Origin of the sequence: Amycolatopsis sp. NBRC 101858 (assembly GCF_030269325.1) — a bacterium.
GTDB classification, from domain to species: Bacteria; Actinomycetota; Actinomycetes; order Mycobacteriales; family Pseudonocardiaceae; genus Amycolatopsis; species Amycolatopsis ponsaeliensis.
Window position 1 is genome coordinate 1,140,992 of sequence record NZ_BSTD01000001.1, and the last position, 16,552, is coordinate 1,157,543.

Annotated in this window: 12 protein-coding genes; 4 read left to right on the forward strand and 8 right to left on the reverse strand. The window is 73.2% G+C overall.

Translation table 11 applies throughout. From position 1 onward, the window contains the following. The first annotated feature begins 28 nt into the window (after nt 1-28). Complete coding sequence (locus QSK39_RS05385) at nt 29-1,159, forward strand: coiled-coil domain-containing protein (RefSeq protein ID WP_285476536.1); 1,131 nt, start codon at nt 29-31, stop codon at nt 1,157-1,159. A 278-nt stretch (nt 1,160-1,437) separates the two neighbouring features. Continuing rightward, nucleotides 1,438-1,833 (forward strand): hypothetical protein, encoded by a 396-nt coding sequence (locus tag QSK39_RS05390; RefSeq protein ID WP_285476537.1) that lies wholly within the window; start codon nt 1,438-1,440, stop codon nt 1,831-1,833. 83 nt (nt 1,834-1,916) lie between these two features. On the opposite strand, the gene QSK39_RS05395 is transcribed toward QSK39_RS05390, so the two are convergent. From QSK39_RS05395 to QSK39_RS05410, 4 genes are all read right to left on the reverse strand, one after another. Further along, nucleotides 1,917-3,242 (reverse strand): amidase, encoded by a 1,326-nt coding sequence (locus tag QSK39_RS05395; RefSeq protein ID WP_285476538.1) that lies wholly within the window; start codon nt 3,240-3,242, stop codon nt 1,917-1,919. Between the two features lie 39 nt (nt 3,243-3,281). Beyond that, the gene (locus tag QSK39_RS05400) at nt 3,282-3,884 is read right to left on the reverse strand and encodes a helix-turn-helix transcriptional regulator (RefSeq protein WP_285476539.1); all 603 of its coding nucleotides are present in this window, start codon (nt 3,882-3,884) and stop codon (nt 3,282-3,284) included. 63 nt (nt 3,885-3,947) lie between these two features. Next, a complete protein-coding gene (locus QSK39_RS05405) occupies nt 3,948-4,202 on the reverse strand; it encodes a WXG100 family type VII secretion target (RefSeq protein WP_285476540.1) in 255 nt (84 codons plus the stop codon). After that, the gene (locus QSK39_RS05410) at nt 4,199-4,456 is read right to left on the reverse strand and encodes a WXG100 family type VII secretion target (RefSeq protein WP_284749058.1); all 258 of its coding nucleotides are present in this window, start codon (nt 4,454-4,456) and stop codon (nt 4,199-4,201) included. The genes QSK39_RS05405 and QSK39_RS05410 overlap by 4 nt, the downstream gene beginning before the upstream one ends. A 180-nt stretch (nt 4,457-4,636) precedes the next feature. Here QSK39_RS05410 and QSK39_RS05415 point away from each other — a divergent pair, with 180 nt between their 5' ends. Both QSK39_RS05415 and QSK39_RS05420 read left to right on the forward strand, forming a co-directional pair. After that, nucleotides 4,637-7,885, forward strand: a complete 3,249-nt coding sequence (locus QSK39_RS05415) for an ATP-binding protein (RefSeq protein WP_285476541.1) — start codon at nt 4,637-4,639, stop codon at nt 7,883-7,885. Nucleotides 7,886-8,415: 530 nt separating this feature from the next. Next, on the forward strand, nt 8,416-12,039 hold the full coding sequence (locus QSK39_RS05420) for an ATP-binding protein (protein ID WP_285476542.1): 3,624 nt from the start codon (nt 8,416-8,418) through the stop codon (nt 12,037-12,039). A 157-nt stretch (nt 12,040-12,196) separates the two neighbouring features. Here QSK39_RS05420 and QSK39_RS05425 read toward each other — a convergent pair whose 3' ends face one another. The 4 genes from QSK39_RS05425 to QSK39_RS05440 are packed head-to-tail and all read right to left on the reverse strand — an operon-like array spanning nt 12,197 to nt 16,549. Then, nucleotides 12,197-13,573: a GH1 family beta-glucosidase gene (locus QSK39_RS05425; protein ID WP_285476543.1), complete on the reverse strand. Its 1,377-nt coding sequence runs from the start codon at nt 13,571-13,573 to the stop codon at nt 12,197-12,199. Further along, entirely contained in the window at nt 13,570-14,385 is an 816-nt protein-coding gene (locus tag QSK39_RS05430) for a carbohydrate ABC transporter permease (protein WP_284749054.1), read from the reverse strand. Before QSK39_RS05430 ends, QSK39_RS05425 begins: the two co-directional genes overlap by 4 nt. Continuing rightward, complete coding sequence (locus tag QSK39_RS05435) at nt 14,382-15,287, reverse strand: carbohydrate ABC transporter permease (protein WP_285476544.1); 906 nt, start codon at nt 15,285-15,287, stop codon at nt 14,382-14,384. Before QSK39_RS05435 ends, QSK39_RS05430 begins: the two co-directional genes overlap by 4 nt. Nucleotides 15,288-15,292: 5 nt before the next feature. Beyond that, nucleotides 15,293-16,549: an ABC transporter substrate-binding protein gene (locus tag QSK39_RS05440; RefSeq protein WP_285476545.1), complete on the reverse strand. Its 1,257-nt coding sequence runs from the start codon at nt 16,547-16,549 to the stop codon at nt 15,293-15,295. Between the last annotated feature and the right edge of the window lie 3 nt (nt 16,550-16,552).

The following is a 16,552-nucleotide window of genomic DNA, read 5'->3' on the forward strand; positions in this document are numbered from 1 at the left end:
CGCACCGTGCCCGGGTACGGTCGGGCGCATGGTTCCTGAGCGCGACCCCGCCGCAACCGCCCTCAACGGCCTTCTCCCCCTTCGTCGTGAATACACGCAGGCCTGGCACGGCTTCGACCGCAACGAAGTCCGGCAGTACCTCGACCACGTCGAGGCCCAGCTGCGCCGCGTCCTCAGCGACCGCGACGCCGCCGTGGCGCAGGCCGCCGCCGCGACCCGCGAGGCCGAGTCGATCCGTTCGCAGGTGGCTTCGCTGGAAGCGCGCATCGAGGAGCTGAAGAAGCCGCCGGAGCGGCTCGAGGACCTCGACGAGCGGATGCAGCGGACGGTCACGCTCGCGCAGGCCCGCGCGGACGAGATCATCAAGCGCGCCGAGGCCGCCGCGGAGAAGACGTGGGCGGGCTCGACCGAGGCGTCGACGAAGCTGCGCGAGCGGTACACGAAGCTCGTCGCGGAGCTGGACAAGCAGGCCGACCTGCTGCACTCGGAGCACGAAAACGCGCTTGCCGAGACGCGCGCGGAGGTGCAGCGGCTGACCGTCGAGGCGGCACAGCGGCGCGAGCTGCTGGACAACGAGGCCGAGCGGAAGCGGCGGAAGCTCGAGCGCGAGTTCGAGTCGTCCCAGGCGGCCCAGAAGGCGGCGCTGGAGAAGCACGTCGCCGACCAGCGCACGGCGAGCAAGAACCAGGCCGAGCGCCGGCTCGCGGAGGCGACGGCGGAGGCCAAGCGCCGGCTCGACGAGGCGACGACCCAGGCGGCCCAGCGCACGACGGCGGCCAACCGCAAGGTCGAGCGGCTGGCGGAGATCCGCGAGCAGGCCCGCAAGAGCCTGGCGGCGGCGGAGGACATCCTCAACCGCAGCGAGACGCAGCTGGCAACGCTGCCGGAGGAGGCGGTGATCCCCCAGGCGTCCAAGCTGGTGGGCGGCGACACGGCGGTGGACTCCCCGACGACGCCGGCCGCCCCGGTGGTGCCGGTAGTCCAGCCCTCGATCCCGGCTTCGGCGAAGCAGGCGGTGAAGGCCGCGGCACCCAAGCCGGTTCAGGCCGCGAAGCCGGCCAACGCCCCGAAGCAGAACGGCCCGGCGACCAAGCCGGCGAACGGGAACGGGAACGGCGTGAAGCCGCTCTCGCCGACGGCGAGCAAGCCGGGTTCCTGACGCTCTTCCGATGAAGGCCGCCTCGAGTGATCGGGGCGGCCTTTTCGGCGTTCAGGGGCGCTTTCGCCGCTTTCGCTTCGCGGCTCTCAGGTTGAGCCGGGTTTCGAGGTACCGGCAGAGATGCGGGTAGAGACTCCCGAGGTGTGCGCAGTCGATACACCAAGGGACTTTCCAGCTTCCGGCGGGGACGGACCACCGTCGAACGCCAGTTGGCCCCCAGGCCGCGCGTCTGCGCACTGATCTGTCAAAGCAGCCTTGACAGATCAGGATCAAGAGCAATGGCGAGCGCCTTGTCGGCCAACGAATACAGCGCTCGTTTTGTCAAGGTAAACTTTAAAAAGTTCGTCAAGGCCAGCTTGCGCTCACACGCCGAGCACCTGGCCGCGGTGGCTCGCGCGTATTCGGACCTGGCTCGGCGGCATCGCTCGGCCGCGGACGCGGTCGCCCGGGAAAAGCCAGCACTCACCGCGGAGAACGACTTCACCCCGTGGCTGCTGGAAGTCAGTGAACTCGCCGCCAGCGCGGAACGCCTGGTCGCGAAGCGCTGGGCGTTAGCCGCCAAGCGGCTTGGGAACGCTTCGCCAAAGCACCTCGCCAAGGCAAGAGCAGGCGTTACTCACAAGCGATGCACGCCCGCCGAGCCGAGTGGGTGCGGAGTCTCGACCGCCGTCTGACCCCGGAACAAAGCATGGCGTTCTCCGAGTTCGAACGCCGCATCGCCCGGGAAGCCGCGGAACCTTCCTGAGCGTGGACAGCGTCAGCCGCGGGCAGTCCGCGGCCACGGGTTCGCCGCCTCGAGCTGGGCCGCCAGCCCCAGCAGCAACGACTCGCCGCCCGGCTTGGCCACCAGCTGGACCGATGTCGGCAGCCCCGAGCGGGCCGACCGGCCGATCGGGACCGTGATCGCCGGGTAGCCCGCGAAGTTCCACTGGCCCGTGAAACCCGCCAGGCGCGTCGACGGCAGGACGTTCGCCAGCCACCGGCGCTCGTGCCAGCGGCCCGCCTTCACCGGCCAGTGCGACAGCGTCGGCGTCATCAAGACGTCGTGGCTCGTGAAGAACTCCGCGGCCCGCGAGACCCACCGGTCGCGCGTGCCCGAGCGGATCAGGCCCGCTCGCTCGATGGCGCGGCCCACCCGCACGTGCGTGCGCGTTCGCCGCTGGAACCGCCCGAAGTCGAAGTCCGCGGCCTGCCGCGCCGGGCCCGCGCACCAGCGGGCCGTCATGCCCAGGACCATCGTGGCCGGGTAGCGCGGGGCGGCCGGGGAGACCGCGTGACCGGCCGACGAAAGCAGCTCGGCCGCCTGCGCAACCGCCGCGACCAGCTCGCGGGGCACCGGCGTGCGCAGCAGCGGCACCGTCGTCGACATCCCGATCCGCGACGTCGACGGCGGCGAAACCTCACCCAACGAAGGAGCATCGGCCAGCACCGAGACCAGCAATGCCGCGTCGGCGACCGTCGTGGCCAGCGGGCCGTGCACCGACATGCCGAACCAGCCCCCTTCGGCGAGCAGGTCCGACCCCGGCTTCAGCCCGACCAGCCCGCACATCGCCGCCGGCAGCCGGACCGAGCCCATGCCGTCCGTGCCGTGCGCCAGCGGGACCAGCCCGGCCGCCACCGCCGCCGCGCTGCCGCCGGACGAACCGCCCGAGGCATACGTCGGGTCCCAGGGGTTGCGGGCGATGCCGTCCGGGGTGTCGCTCATCGGCCAGACGCACAGCTCCGGCACCCGCGTCAGCCCGACGAGCACCGCGCCGGCCGCCCGCAGCCGCTCCGCGATGACCCCGTCCTCGGCCGCCTGAGCAGACGGCCCGGCCAGCGAACCGTGCGACGCGTACTCGCCCGCGATCTCCGTGATGTCCTTGACCGCGACGGGCACCCCGGCCAGCGGCAGCGAAGCGAGGTCGGGCCGTGCGGCCACCGCCGCGGCCTCCGCGAGCGCCTCTTCCGCCCGCACCCGGCGGAACGCGCCGACGACGCCGTCCGCCGCGGCGATCCGGTCGAGGGCTTCCTTGGTCACCTGCACCGGATCGAGGGTCCCGGCCCGCACCGAAGCCGCGATCTCTGCTGCCGTCGCCACCATGATCGAGACCCTAGCCCACCGGCGTGCGGAGAAACCGGCTCAGATTGCGCCCGCTCGCAGCGCGTAGGCGACGGCGTGGGCGCGGTTGTTGAGGCCGCAGCGCGTCATCAGGCCGTAGAGGACGTTCTTCACCGTCCGCTCCGAGTAGCACAGCTTCGCGGCGATCTCCTCGGTCCCGAACCCCTCGGCGACCAGCCGCAGCACGTCGCACTCGCGGGCGGCGAGCCCCGACAGCGTCAGCCCGTTCGGCTCCAGGACGTCCTTGCGCATCCGCTGGACCTGCGAAAGGAGCGCCCCCTGCAGCCGCGGCGGCAGGTTCGCCGTGCCGTCACCCGCGGCGAGCACCGCCGTCACCAGCTCGGCGCCGCCCGTCTCGCGGCGCGGCAGGATCGCCACGACGCCGCTCTCCAGCACCGACATCAGGTCGCTCTCGCGGAAGTGCTCGACCACCAGCACGACGTGCGACGCCTTCGCCGCCCGCACCTCGCCCAGCACCGCCTCGGTGACGTGCTCCTCCATCACCAGCAGCACGTCGGGCACCAGATCGGTGATCCGGACGTCGGGATGGGCCTCCAGCAGGGTCACCGCGCCGGCGTGCGTGATCGGGTCCGAGGCGAGGACGGTCACTTCGACGGGCTTCATGGCAGCAGTGTGGACGGCCGGTCTTCACGCCTTCCCTATTCCGTCTTCACGCGCGTGAAGAAGTCACCGGCCCCCGCGGGTCAGCTCGCCGAACGCCTCGCGCGTCCGCTCCAGGCACGCCGGCATCCGCTCGGCCGCCCGGCCCCAGTCGCGCTTCGCGCGCAGGTACTCGTCCCGCGCCTCGGCGGTCCAGCCGGCCAGCTCCGGCTCCACAGTGGACTCCAGCTCGGCCAGCAGGTCGCCCAGCTCGCCGGTGATCTCCCCCATCCGGTCCAGCACCAGATCGGCGAAGCGGAAGTCGAGGTCGCGGCGCGTCATGACCGCCGCTGCCTCGGCACGCCGCCGCCGGTCAGCTCGTACAGCCGGACCAGCCGCGAGAGGATCACGTCGAACTCCTGCTCCCAGTCGCTCATCGCCTGGCCGAACCGCACCGACGCCTCCCCGCGCCACGACGCCTGCACCATCGCCATCTCGCTGTTGACGTCGCGGAAGTGCGCACCGGCCGCCTCGATGGCGTACGCGAAGCGGGCGGCGGCACGCTTCATGTCCTCCGTCGGCTCGGCTGCGGCCATTTCGGGCTCCCTCGAGGTCTCGGCCGACCGAGGGTCGCGCACGCCGCCGCCCCGGCGGAACCCCGCTCGTCCGCCGTTGCCCGAATGTCCGCCATCCTTGCCTGGCGGTTCACGGTGGCCGCGTATGCTCACGTCAGGCATCCGGCGCGTGACGGTTCGTCAGCGCACGAAGGGAGACCGATGTCGGCTGCGGACGGCTCCGCACCGAGACTCCAGCTCCTCGGCCCGGTCAAGGCCTGGCACGGGGAAACGGAGCTCGACCTCGGCTCCGCGCACCGGCGGACGGTCCTCGCCGTACTGGCGATGAACCCGAACCGCACGGTTTCGCGTGAGGAGCTGATCGACGCCGTCTGGGGCGAGGCGCCGCCGCAGAGCGCCCAGGGCTCCATCTACACCTACGTCTCCGGCTTGCGCCGCGCACTCGAACCCGGCCGCGCGAAGGGCGAGGGCCCGCAGCTGCTCGCGTCGATCGGGTCCGGCTACTCGCTGCGCCTGGACGCCGCTGCGATCGACGTCCACCGGTTCGAAACCCTGCGCGAACTGGCCCAGCGCAAGCAGTCGGCCGGCGACTCGCGCGGCGCGCGCGAAGTCCTCGACGAGGCCCTCGACCTCTGGCACGGGGTCCCGCTGTCGGGGCTGCCCGGGCCGTTCGCCGCCGCCCAGCGCGCGCGACTGGCCGAGGTGCGGCTGGCGACGATCGAACGGCGCGCCGAGATCGTGCTGGAATCGGGCGGGCACGCCGAGCTCATCGCCGAGCTGACCGCGCTGACCCGCGAACACCCCTTCCGCGAGACGCTGCGCGGCCTGCTCATGCGCGCGCTGGCCCGCTCCGACCGGCGGACCGAGGCGATCGCGGTCTACGCCGACGTCCGGGACAGGCTCGTCGAGTCCTCGGGCACCGAGCCGGGCCCCGCGCTGCGGCGGCTGCACGACGAGCTGCGGGACAAGCCGGCGCCGAAACCGCCGCCGACCGTGCGCGTGCCGCGCTCGCCCGTCACGTCGATGCCGGACCGCGCGGACGTCTTCGTCGGCCGGGAAGCCGAGCTGGCCCGGCTGCGCGAAGCCGTCGACGAGCTCGGCGCGGGCACCGGGCATTCGCTGTGGCTCGAAGGAGAACCGGGCAGCGGCCGCACGGCGCTGCTGGCCGAGCTGCTCGCGATGACCCAGGACTTCCGGCCGGCCTTCGCCGCGGCGGACGCGCTGGACCAGCGGTTCGCGCTGCGGCCGCTGCTCGACGCGCTGGGCGTGCACCCGCGGGCCACCGACGAGCGCCGCGCGAACCTGGCCGCCCGGCTCGCCGAGCGGTCCGGCGAGGACCCGGTCGACAGCCTGCTGGGGCTGGTCCGCGAGCTGTGCGCGGAGGCGCCGCTGGTGCTCGTGGTCGACGACCTGCACTGGGCCGACGACACCACGCTGCGCGTCTGGCGGTACCTGAGCCGGGAGACGCGGGAGCTGCCGCTGCTGCTGGTCGGCGCGAGCCGGCCGGTGCCACGACCGGCCGCGCTCGACGAACTGCGAGCCGAACTCGACAACGATGTCACAACCGTGTTCGCGCTACCGCCGCTGGCCGAGGCGGAGACGCACGAGCTGGCCGCCGCATTGGCGGGCGCGCCACCCGGGCCGGGGCTGCGGACGCTGGTGTCCTACGGGTCCGGAAACCCGCGCTACGTCAAGGAAATCGTCGAGACGCTGCTGGCGCAGTCGATGATCGTGCTCGACGGCGTCCACGCGCATCTCGACGGCAACTCGTGCCAGACCATCCCGGCGCCGCTGGGCTCGCGGATCACGCTGTACCTGAGCTTCCTCTCCAGCGGCACCCGCGACACGCTGCGCTGGGCCGCGCTGCTGGGCCGCGAGTTCTCGCTGTCGGACATCGCCGTCGCGACCGAGCGGCCGCCGACGGCGCTGGTCGGCGCGGTCGACGAGGCGATCACGTCCGGGGTGCTCGTCGAATCGGGCGACCGGCTGGCGTTCCGGCACTCGCTGCTGCGCCGGGTGCTCTACGAAAAGACCCCGGCGGCGATGCGGGTGGCGCTGCACCGGCAGCTGGCCGAGGCGTTCGCCGCCGCGCGCGCCCCCGCCGACCGCGTCGCCGAGCAGCTCGCGGCCGCGCCCGCGCAGGTCGACCCGTGGGTGACGACGTGGCTGCTGGACAACATCGGCGCGGTCGCCACCGAGACCCCGCGCGTCGCGGTCGACCTGCTGCGCCACGCCGTCACGCAGGGGACGCTGCCGCCGGACGCGCGGGAGACGCTGACCGCGACACTCGCGCGGCTGCTGTTCTGGCTCGGCCGCGAGCCCGAGGCGGAGGCGCGCTCGGTCGTCGCGCGGACGTCCGACAGCAGGCGCGCGGCCGAGATGCGCTGGATCCTGGCCTACGTCTACTACCGCCGCGGCGACTTCGCCGAGGCGACGGCCGAGCTGAAGCGGACGCTCGACGACGCCGACGTCCCGGAGATGTGGCGCGGGCGCCACGAGGCGCTGCTGGCCACGCTGGAGCGGCTCGGCGACGAAACAGCCCTCGCGCCGGCCGGGCTGCACCCGCTGGACGACGCGGCGCTGTCCGTGCCGACCCTCGACAGCCTCGACGAGGCCGCCGAACCCCTCGAAGCCGCCCGGCGCATCGCCGCGACGCGCGCGGTGCCGGGCGAGATGCACCTGGCCGGCGCGGTGCACTACTACTGGCTGGGCCGCTGGCCCGAGGCCCTGTCCGAGCTGGACGCGGTGATCCGCGACGGCGCGGAAACGGCGTCGTACGTCCTGCGCAGCCCCGGTTCGGCGTTGCTGGTGCACGGCGTCGGCGCGCTGATCGCCGGGCACCGCGGCCGGCCGGCGCTGGCCGGAACGCACCTCGACGCGGCGGGCCGGCAGCAGTGGCCCCCGGGGCTCGAACCCGACGGCGGCGACTTCCTGCTGGCGGCCCGCGCCCTGCTGGCCGAGCAGGACGGCCGGCCCGAGGCGGCGCTGGCCGCGTTGCTGCCGCTGCTGGAGGAGCACTACCCGCCCGCGGCCCGCCACCAGTGGCTGCCCGACCTGGTGCGGCTCGCCCTGCAGCTCGGCAAGTCCGACCTCGCCCAGCAGGCGGTGCGCTTGCTGACCCCGGAGGGCGAGGTCCCGCCGGCCCACGCGGCGGCGGCCGCGCACTGCCGCGGGCTGGTCACCGGCGACCCGGAACCGGTGCTGACGGCGGTTTCGCACTACCGGATCGCGGGCCGGGTGCTGAAGCAGGCCAAGGCGACCGAGGACGCGGCGATCCTGCTGGCGGAGTCGGGCCGCCTGGACGACGCCCGCATCGCGTTCCGCGCGGCGTTGACGAAGTACACGACGATGGGCGCGGTGTGGGACGTGCGGCGCGCCGAGAGCCGGATGCAGCCGTTCGGGATCCGGCGCGCGGGTTCGGCACGGTCCCGGGCCGTCGCCGGCGAGTGAGCCGCGGGCGGCGCCGGCGGTTCCGGGCGGTCGCCGACGAGTGAGGCGAGCTCCCCAGGCCGTCGCCGAGCGAAGCACGCTCCCCAAGGCCCGCGCCGGGCCGCCGCCGCCGCCGAGGGAAGCAGGCTCCCGGGGCCGCACGGCCCCGGGCCGCCGCCGAGCGAAGCACGCTCCCCAAGGCCGCGCCGGGCCGCCGCCGCCGAGGGAAGCAGGCTCCCAAAGCCGCGCGGCCCGGGCCGCCGCCGGGCGAGCCCAGGGCCGGCGCGCGGGCTCGGTGCGACTCCCGGCATTCGCACGCGGAGCGGGTGAGCTTCCCTGCCCACCCGCCCCGGCACCGGCGCGCTCAGCCCATACCGGTCGGGCGATCGATACCACCCCCTCCCAAAGTCGTAACCCGTCCCGTGACCGGGCAACCCGATCCGGGCTTGCCACGTCAGTAAGCTCGCCGGAGTAATCGGCACCGAAGATGTCCGCCGGGGTCCTGGGGGCCCGCCCCCGGCGGGTTCGTCCCCCGAGGGAACGGCAGGGACATGCGAGGGGAAGCGGACACCGGTCTGCGAGTGGGCTTGCTGGGCCCCGTACGGGCCTGGCGCGGGACGGCCGAGATCGGCCTGGGTCCCGCTCGCCAGCGCGCGATCTTCGCCATGCTCGCGGTCAACGCCGGGCGCCCGGTCCCGCGCGCCGAACTGATCGCCGGGGTCTGGGGCGACTCCGCGCCCGCGAGCGTCGAAGGCAGCGTCCACACCTACGTCTCCGGGCTGCGGCGGGCGCTCGAACCCGACCGGTCGCGCTGGTCGGCCGCCAGCGTCCTCGTGTCGGACCCCGCCGGGTACTCGCTGCTGCTCGACGAGGACGCGCTCGACGCCGCCGTCTTCGAGCGCCACCGCGAACGCGCGCAGCAGCACCTCGACCGCGGTGATCCGCGGGCGGCCGTCACCGAGCTCGACGCCGCCCTCGCGCTCTGGCAGGGGGAAGCGCTCTCCGGCGTGCCCGGCGGGTTCGCCGAGCGGCACCGCGAATACCTCGCCGAGCTGCGGCTGAACACCCTCGACCGGCGCGCCCAGGCGCTGCTGGCCCTCGGCGGGCACCTCGACCTCGCGCCGGAGCTGGCCGTGCTGGCCGGCGAGCACCCGCTGCGGGAGTCCCTGCGCGAGTCGCTCATGCTCGCCCTCTACCGCAGCGGACGGCACGCCGACGCCCTCGACGTCTTCCGCGACGCCCGCGCCACCCTCGTCGCCGAGCTCGGGGTCGAGCCCGGACCGGCGCTGCAACGCCTCCACCAGCAGATCCTCGCCCAGGACCCGGGCCTCGACGCGCCCATGGCACCGGTCGAAGCCACCGGGCACCGGCTCTTCGGCCGGGAAGCCGAGACGACGAGGCTCGCCGAGCTCGTCGCCGACGTCCGGGCCGGGCGCGGCCGGGCCGTGTGGATCGAGGGCGAAGCCGGCATCGGCAAGTCCGAGCTGCTCACCAGCACCCTGCCGGACGGCCCGGGCTTCCAGCGGCTCTGGGCCGCCGCCGACGAGCTGAGCACCCGCTTCCCGCTGCAGGTGATGCTCGAGTGCCTGGCGATCGACGCGCATTCGGCCGACCCGCGGCGCGCGAAGGTCGCGAACGAGCTCGCCGGCGAAGGCCCGGTGCGGCGCGGCCTCGGGCCCGCCGACCCGGTGCTCGGCGCCGTCGACCGGCTCCTGGCCCTGGTCGACGAGCTGTGCGCGCGCTCGCCGCAGGTGCTGGTGGTCGACGACCTGCAGTGGGCGGACGAGGCGTCCGTGCTGGTCTGGCACCGCCTCTGTGCGGCGACCCGGCAGCTGCCGCTGCTGCTGGTGGCCGCGACCCGCCCGGCGCCGGATCGCACCGAGCTCGCCCAGCTGCGTCGCGGTGTCCAGGCGCGCGACGGTGTGGTGCTCGACCTCGCGCCGTTGACCGGCGAAGACGTCGGACGGCTGATCGAGGACCAGATCGGCGCCGCCCCCGGGCCCGGGCTGCGTGAGCTGGCGGCTCGTGGTGCCGGGAACCCGTTGTACGTCAAGGAAATGGTCGACGTCCTGTTGCGGGCCGGTGCGGTCGAGGTGAGCGGCGGCCTGGCCAATGTCGACGACCCGGCGGAGTTCGAGGCGCCGCGTTCGCTGGTCGCCGCGGTCGACCGGCGGCTCGACTTCCTCCCCGCCCGGACGCAGGAAGTGCTGCGCTGGGGCGCGCTGCTGGGCATGGAGTTCGCCGTCGGGGACATCGCCGCGGTGCTCGGCACGCGGCCGTCGGACCTGCTGGAACCGCTGGAAGAAGCCGTCGCCGCGAACGTCCTGATCGACACCGGGACCCAGCTCGCGTTCCGGCATCCCCTGCTGCGCCAGGCGCTTTACGACCGGCTGCTCGCCGGGACGCGCGCGGCGCTGCACCGGCAGGCCGCGGAAGCGCTCGCCGGGATCGGCGCCCCCGTCAAGCGCGTCGCCGAGCAGCTGGTGGCCGCACCGGCCACTGTGGACGAATGGGTGCTGGACTGGCTCGCCGCGCACCACGCGGCCGTGTCCAACCGGGCGCCGCTGATCGCCGTGGAGCTGCTGGAACGCGCGCTCGCCGCGGGCGCCGGTGAGCGGCGCGAAGTCCTGCTCGTCGCACTGGTCAAGGTGTTGTTCCGGCTGGAGCGCAACCCGGAATCCCTGGCGCAGCAAGCACTCGACGTCTCCACCGACCCGGAGTCCACCGAAGAGATGCGGCACGTCCTCGCGGCGCTCAAGCACCGCCGAGGCGACACCGAAGGCGCGGTCGCGATCCTCGCCGCGTCGGCCGACGACCCGGCCGTTCCGGAGCTCTGGCGGGTCAAGCACCGGCAGCTGCTGGCGAACTTCCGCCGCGGCGATCTGTCCGATTTGGACACGGCGGAGAAGGCCGCGTACGAGACCAAGTCGTTCGCCGGCGGCGACCGCTACCTGACCGCGCACGCGCTGCAGTCGTTGTGGCTGGTGGATTCCGTCCGGCGCGAGCACGACTCCGCACTCACGCACATCGACGCGGCGATCGAGGCCGTCGGCGACGAACACGAACTGGCCGACCTGCACCTCGACCTGCTCGACAACCGCGTGTTCACGCTCCAGAACCTCGACCGGCTCGCCGAGGCGGACGCGGCGTTGCGCGCGGCAGGCGACGTCGCGGCCCGGCACTCGATGCCGGTGGGGCTGCAGGTGTCGGTCGCGGTGCACCGGTACTGGGAAGGCCGCTGGGACGAGGCACTGGTCGAGCTGGACACGGTCACCGAGGACGGCCCGGCGATCACGTTCTACGGCCTGCGTGAGCCCGGCCCGGCCGCGCTGCTGCTGCACGGCGTCGCGGCGCTGATCGCCGGCCGCCGCGACGACCGCGCGCAGGCCGCGGCCCACCTCGACGCGGCGGAGGAGTACGCCCCGGCGACCGGCGCCGAGCGCGAGAGCTTCGACTTCCTGCTGGTCGCGGACGCCCTCGCGGCCGAGCAGCGCGGCGACCGGGCCCGCGCGATGGCCATCCTCGAGCCGATCCTGAACCCGACGTACGCACAGATGATGCTGCGCCACCAGTGGCTTCCGACGTTCGTGCGGCTGGCGGTGGAGCAGGACGACGTCGTCCGCGCGCGCCGGGCGCTGGAGGTCTGCGAGGAGGAGGCGGCGAAGGAGCGACGGCCGGCGCGGGCGCACGCGGCGGTGTCGTGGTGCCGGGGCCTGATCGAGGGCGACCCGGCGGCGGTGCTCGCGACGGCGGAGCACTTCCGCGCGGTCGGCCGCCGTCCGGAGCTGGCGTCCGTGCTCGAAGACGCGGCGGAGCTGCTGGCCCGCGCGGGCCGCCTCGACGCGGCGCACGCGGCGTTCGAGGAGGCGGCGGAGATCTACACGGCGCTGGGGGCGCGCTGGGACCTGCGCCGGGCGGAGACGCGGCTGCGGCGGCTGGGCGTCCGGCGCGGGGCGTTGTTCTCGGCGGTCCGCCCGGGCCACGGCTGGGAGTCGCTGACGCCGATCGAGGTCCGGATCGCGAGCCTGGTCGCGGACGGCCGCTCGAACCCGGACATCGCGGCGGAGCTGTCCCTGCCGCGGCGCACGGTGCAGGCCCACGTCACGAGGTTGCTGGGGAAGCTGGAGACCCCGTCACGCTCGGGCGTCGCCGACGCCTTCCGCCAGCGCCCCTGACCCGTGTCGACCCTTCAATCACGCGTGTCGACCCTCTGATCACGCGAGTCGGCGCTCCAATCACGCGCGTCCGGCGACCGGCCGCGGGGCTCACGTGACGGAAGGGTCGACACGCGTGATCAGGAGGTCGACACGCGTGATTGAGGGGTCGACACGGCTAGTCCGTCAGCGCGTTCGCCTTGGCGACCCGGCCGAGGAACCGGCCCGAGTCCTTGACCGTCCGCTCCTGCGTCTCGAAGTCGACGTGGACCAGGCCGAAGCGTTGCGAATACCCCATCGCCCACTCGAAGTTGTCCAGCAGGGACCACGCGATGTACCCGCGCACGTCGGCACCCTGCCGGATCGCGTCGTGCACCGCGCGGACGTGCTCCATGAAGTAGTTCACCCGGGCCGCGTCGTGCACCCGGCCGGACGTCACCTTGTCCGCGAAGGACGCGCCGTTCTCCGCCACCACCATGGGCAGCCCGCCCGACCGCTCGGAAAGCCGTCCGAGCAGCGAAGTGAGCACGGAAGGCGCCTGCTCCCACCCGAATGCCGTCAGCGGCGGCGGAGCCGGCAGCACGTCCACGCCCCGCAACCCCGGCAGCGGGCAGTTGCCGTGCACCAGCGGATCCGCCGACGGCGTCACCCGCGCGGGCGCGTAGTAGTTCACGCCCAGCCAGTCGATCGCCGCCGCGATGGTGTCCGTGTCGCCGTCGCGGATCGACGCCGCGAACCGGCCGCCGTGGTGAGCCACGTCGGACAGCACGTCCTCCGGGTAGCCGCGGCCCAGCACCGGGTCGAGGAAGAACCGGTTGTGGATCCCGTCGAACTTCCGCGCCGCCTCGAGGTGGTCCGGCGTCGAACCGTCCGGGATCGCGGGCGCGAAGTTCAACGCCAGCGAGAACTCGTGCCCCGGCCGGGCCTGCTCGGTCAGCGCCCGCGTCGCCAGCCCGTGGCCCAGCAGCAGGTGGTGCGCCGCGACCAGCGCCGTGTCGTAGTCCTGGACGCCCGGCGCGTGCACCCCGCTGCCGTACCCCAGGAACGCCGCGCAGAACGGCTCGTTGACCGTCGTCCACTGGTCGACGCGGTCGCCCAGCGCGTCGTGGACCACCGCGGCGTACTCGGCGAACCGGTGGGCCGTGTCACGCGCCGGCCAGCCGCCCGCGTCTTCGAGGGCCTGCGGCAGGTCCCAGTGGTAGAGCGTCACCACCGGCACGACGTCGCGGCGCAGCAGCTCGTCCACCAGCCGGTCGTAGAACGCCAGGCCCGGAGCCGACGGCGTCCGCCCGTCCGGCATGACCCGCGGCCACGCCACCGAAAACCGGTAGGCACCCAGGCCCAGATCGGCCAGCAGCCCGATGTCCTCGGCGTACCGGTGGTAGTGGTCGCACGCGACCTCGCCGGACGCGCCGCCGAGGACGGCACCCGGGCGGGCCGCGAAAGTGTCCCAGATGGACGGTCCGCGGCCGCCCTCGGAAACCCCGCCTTCGACCTGGTAGGACGCGGTCGCCGCGCCCCACAGGAAACCGGGCGGGAAGGAAAGACCGGTCATACTGGCGCCCCTTTCAGGATTCCCCGGACGATGTGGCGGCCCAGCAGCAGGAACAGCGCGATCACGGGCAGGACGCCCACGGTCGCGCCGGTGAGCATGAGCGCGTAGTCGGTGTAGTAGCCGCTGGCCAGCTGGGACAGGGCGACCTGCACGGTCGGCGTCTCGTTGGGGTCGAGTACCACCAGCGGCCAGAAGTAGTCGTTCCACGCGGCCATGAACGTCAGCATCGCCAGCACCGCGGCCGCCGGGCGCAGCGCGGGCACCGCCACGTGCCAGTAGGTGCGCAGGATCGAACAGCCGTCGACGGTCGCCGCGTCGACGAGCTCGGCGCTGATCGCGTTCTCGCACGCCTGGCGCATCCAGAACACGCTGAACGCGCTGAGCAGCCCCGGCACGATCACCGCTTCGAGCCGCCCGTACCAGCCGAGCTCGCCGACCACCAGGTAGAGCGGGATGACGCCGAGCTGCGCCGGCACCATCGCCGAGCCGACGACCAGCAGGAACAGCGTGTTGCGGCCGCGGAACCGCAGCCGCGCGAAGGCGAACCCGGCCAGGCTCGCCAGCACGACGTTGGACACCATGACGGTGCTCGCGACGATCAGCGAGTTGCCCAGCGCCAGCCAGAAGTCGACGGTGTCGAAGACGCGCCGCACGTTCTCGACGAGGTGCCCGCCCGGCAGCAGCAGTGGAGACGTCTCCCCGATCGCCGAGTTGTCGCGCGTGGAGACGACGAACGACCAGTACAGCGGGAAGATCGACGCGCCGAGCACGCCGGTCAGCACCGCGTAGACCCAGCCGGCGGGGCGTCTCACGCCGACCTCACGAACCGGCGCACCAGCCGGTAGTTGACCAGCGCGAACACCGCGCAGACCACGAACATCACCCAGGTGAGCGCGGCCGCGTACCCGGCGTCGAAGTGCGTGAACCCCTTCTCGTACAGGTACATCACGAGCGTCTGGAACTGGCGGTCGTTGCCGCCGGTCCCGCCCGACCCGCCGGCGTCGAACAGCTGCGGCTCGGCGAACAGCTGCAGCCCGTTGACTGTGCCGGCGATGGCGGTGAAGGCCAGCGCGGGCCGGATGCCCGGCACGGTGATCGACCAGAACGTCCGCCAGCGCGAGGCGCCGTCGATCGCGGCGGCTTCGTAGAGGTCGCCGGGGACGGCCTGCATCGCGGCCAGGTAGATCAGCGCGTTGTAGCCGGTCCAGCGCCAGAGCACCATCGACGCCACCGCGAAGTGCGACGTCCAGCTCGACGCCTGCCAGTTCACCGGCGCGACGCCGAACCAGCCCAGGACCTCGTTGACCACGCCGTAGTCCCGGCTGAACAGCTGCCCGAACACGAGCCCGATCGCGACGACGGACACGACGTTCGGCAGCAGGATCCCGGTGCGCCACCAGGTCGCGCCCCGCAGCGGGCGGTCGAGCAGCGCCGCGATGCCCAGCGCCAGCAGGAACTCCGGGACCGCGGCGAGCACGAAGATGCCGACCGTGTTGGCCAGCGCGTTGTAGAAGTTCGGGTCCGCGAGCAGCTCGCCGTAGTTCGCCAGGCCGAGGTAGCCCTGGTCGCCCTCCAGCAGGTTCCAGTCGTGCAGCGACACCCACGCCGTGTAGAGCAGCGGGAAGGCGCCGAAGACGACGAACAGGCCGAAGAAGGGCGCGACGAACAGCAGCGGCGTGGCCTTGCGGTCGAAACGGGCGAGCCGGTGGTGCACGTGCGCTACTTCAGGGCGGCTTGCGCCTGCTGGACGGCTTCCGCCCAGGCCGGGTCGACGCCGTCGGTCTTGTCCTCGATCCGGCCGAGGGCACGGCCGAACTCGGGGCGGACGTCGGCGTCGCGCAGGCCGCGGTAGTTGGGCCGCAGCTGGTCGGCGGACGCGGCGAAGATCCGGCCGATCGGCGCGTCCCCGAAGTACGGGTCGGTGTGCGCGACGACCTGCGGGTCGGCGTAGACCGACGGCTCGCTGGGCAGAATGCCGTCGGAGAGGAAGAGCTTCTTCTGCTGCTCCGGCGCGGTCAGCCACTTGGCGAGCTCGTAGGCCTCCTTCGGGTGCTCGCTCTGCTTCGGCACGGTCAAGAACGAGCCGCCCTGGTTGCCGCTCTTGCCGGGCACGGTCGTGACGTCCCACTTGCCCTTGGCCGCGTCGCCGCCGGCTTCCTTGATCTGGCTGAGCATCCACGCCGGGCAGGCGACGGTCGCGAAGGAACCCTGCTTGATCGCGACGTTCCAGGCCTGCGTGAACGTCGTCGCGGCCGCCGTCTGCCCCTTCGCCGCGATGCCGCCGGCGAGGGTGAAAGCGTTGTGGACGCTGGGGTTGCGGTCACCGATGAAGGAGTCGTCCTTCGCCGAGAAGTAGTTCTCGGGCGACTGGTTGAGCATCGCCGTGTAGACGGTCCCGGCCGAGTCCGCGAACTTCACGTTCGGCGTCTTCTCGGTGAACCGCTCGGCGGCCGCGGCGTAGGCGTCCCAGTCCGGCATCAGCTTCGCGACCTCGTCGCGGTCGGTCGGCAGGCCCGCGGCCTGGAACAGGTCGCGCCGGTAGCAGAGGGCGAGGCTGCCCATGTCGGTACCGAGGCCGAGGACGAACGCGCCGTCGGTGCCCTGCGCCCACTTCCAGGGCGCCCACTGCTTTTCGAGCTCTCCCGCGCCGTAGGAGGCGAGGTCGACGAACTTGTCCTTCGCCTTCCGGTACTGCGGGATGTACTGCTCTTCGATCGCGACGACGTCGGCGGCACCGTGACCGGTGGCGAGCTGCGTCGCGAGGCCCTTGTGGTGGGTGTCGAAGTCGGTGACGCGGTTCTGCACCGTGATGTCCGGGTGCAGCTTCTGGTACTCGGCGATCAGCGGCGCGTAGCCGAACTCGCCGAAAGTGGCGATGGTGAGCTTCGTCGGGCCGCCGGCGTCACTCGGACTGCAGGCGGCGAGCGGGATCAACGCGGCGACCGCGACGGCGGTCCGGCGGACGATCGTGCGCAACGG

What these genes read in the sequence shown, in the direction of transcription:
- QSK39_RS05385 (WP_285476536.1), top strand. Translation starts at nt 29, where the DNA reads ATGGTTCCTGAGCGCGACCCCGCCGCAACCGCCCTCAACGGCCTTCTC.
- QSK39_RS05390 (WP_285476537.1), top strand. Translation starts at nt 1,438, where the DNA reads ATGGCGAGCGCCTTGTCGGCCAACGAATACAGCGCTCGTTTTGTCAAG.
- QSK39_RS05395 (WP_285476538.1), bottom strand. Translation starts at nt 3,242, where the DNA reads ATGGTGGCGACGGCAGCAGAGATCGCGGCTTCGGTGCGGGCCGGGACC.
- QSK39_RS05400 (WP_285476539.1), bottom strand. Translation starts at nt 3,884, where the DNA reads ATGAAGCCCGTCGAAGTGACCGTCCTCGCCTCGGACCCGATCACGCAC.
- QSK39_RS05405 (WP_285476540.1), bottom strand. Translation starts at nt 4,202, where the DNA reads ATGACGCGCCGCGACCTCGACTTCCGCTTCGCCGATCTGGTGCTGGAC.
- QSK39_RS05410 (WP_284749058.1), bottom strand. Translation starts at nt 4,456, where the DNA reads ATGGCCGCAGCCGAGCCGACGGAGGACATGAAGCGTGCCGCCGCCCGC.
- QSK39_RS05415 (WP_285476541.1), top strand. Translation starts at nt 4,637, where the DNA reads ATGTCGGCTGCGGACGGCTCCGCACCGAGACTCCAGCTCCTCGGCCCG.
- QSK39_RS05420 (WP_285476542.1), top strand. Translation starts at nt 8,416, where the DNA reads ATGCGAGGGGAAGCGGACACCGGTCTGCGAGTGGGCTTGCTGGGCCCC.
- QSK39_RS05425 (WP_285476543.1), bottom strand. Translation starts at nt 13,573, where the DNA reads ATGACCGGTCTTTCCTTCCCGCCCGGTTTCCTGTGGGGCGCGGCGACC.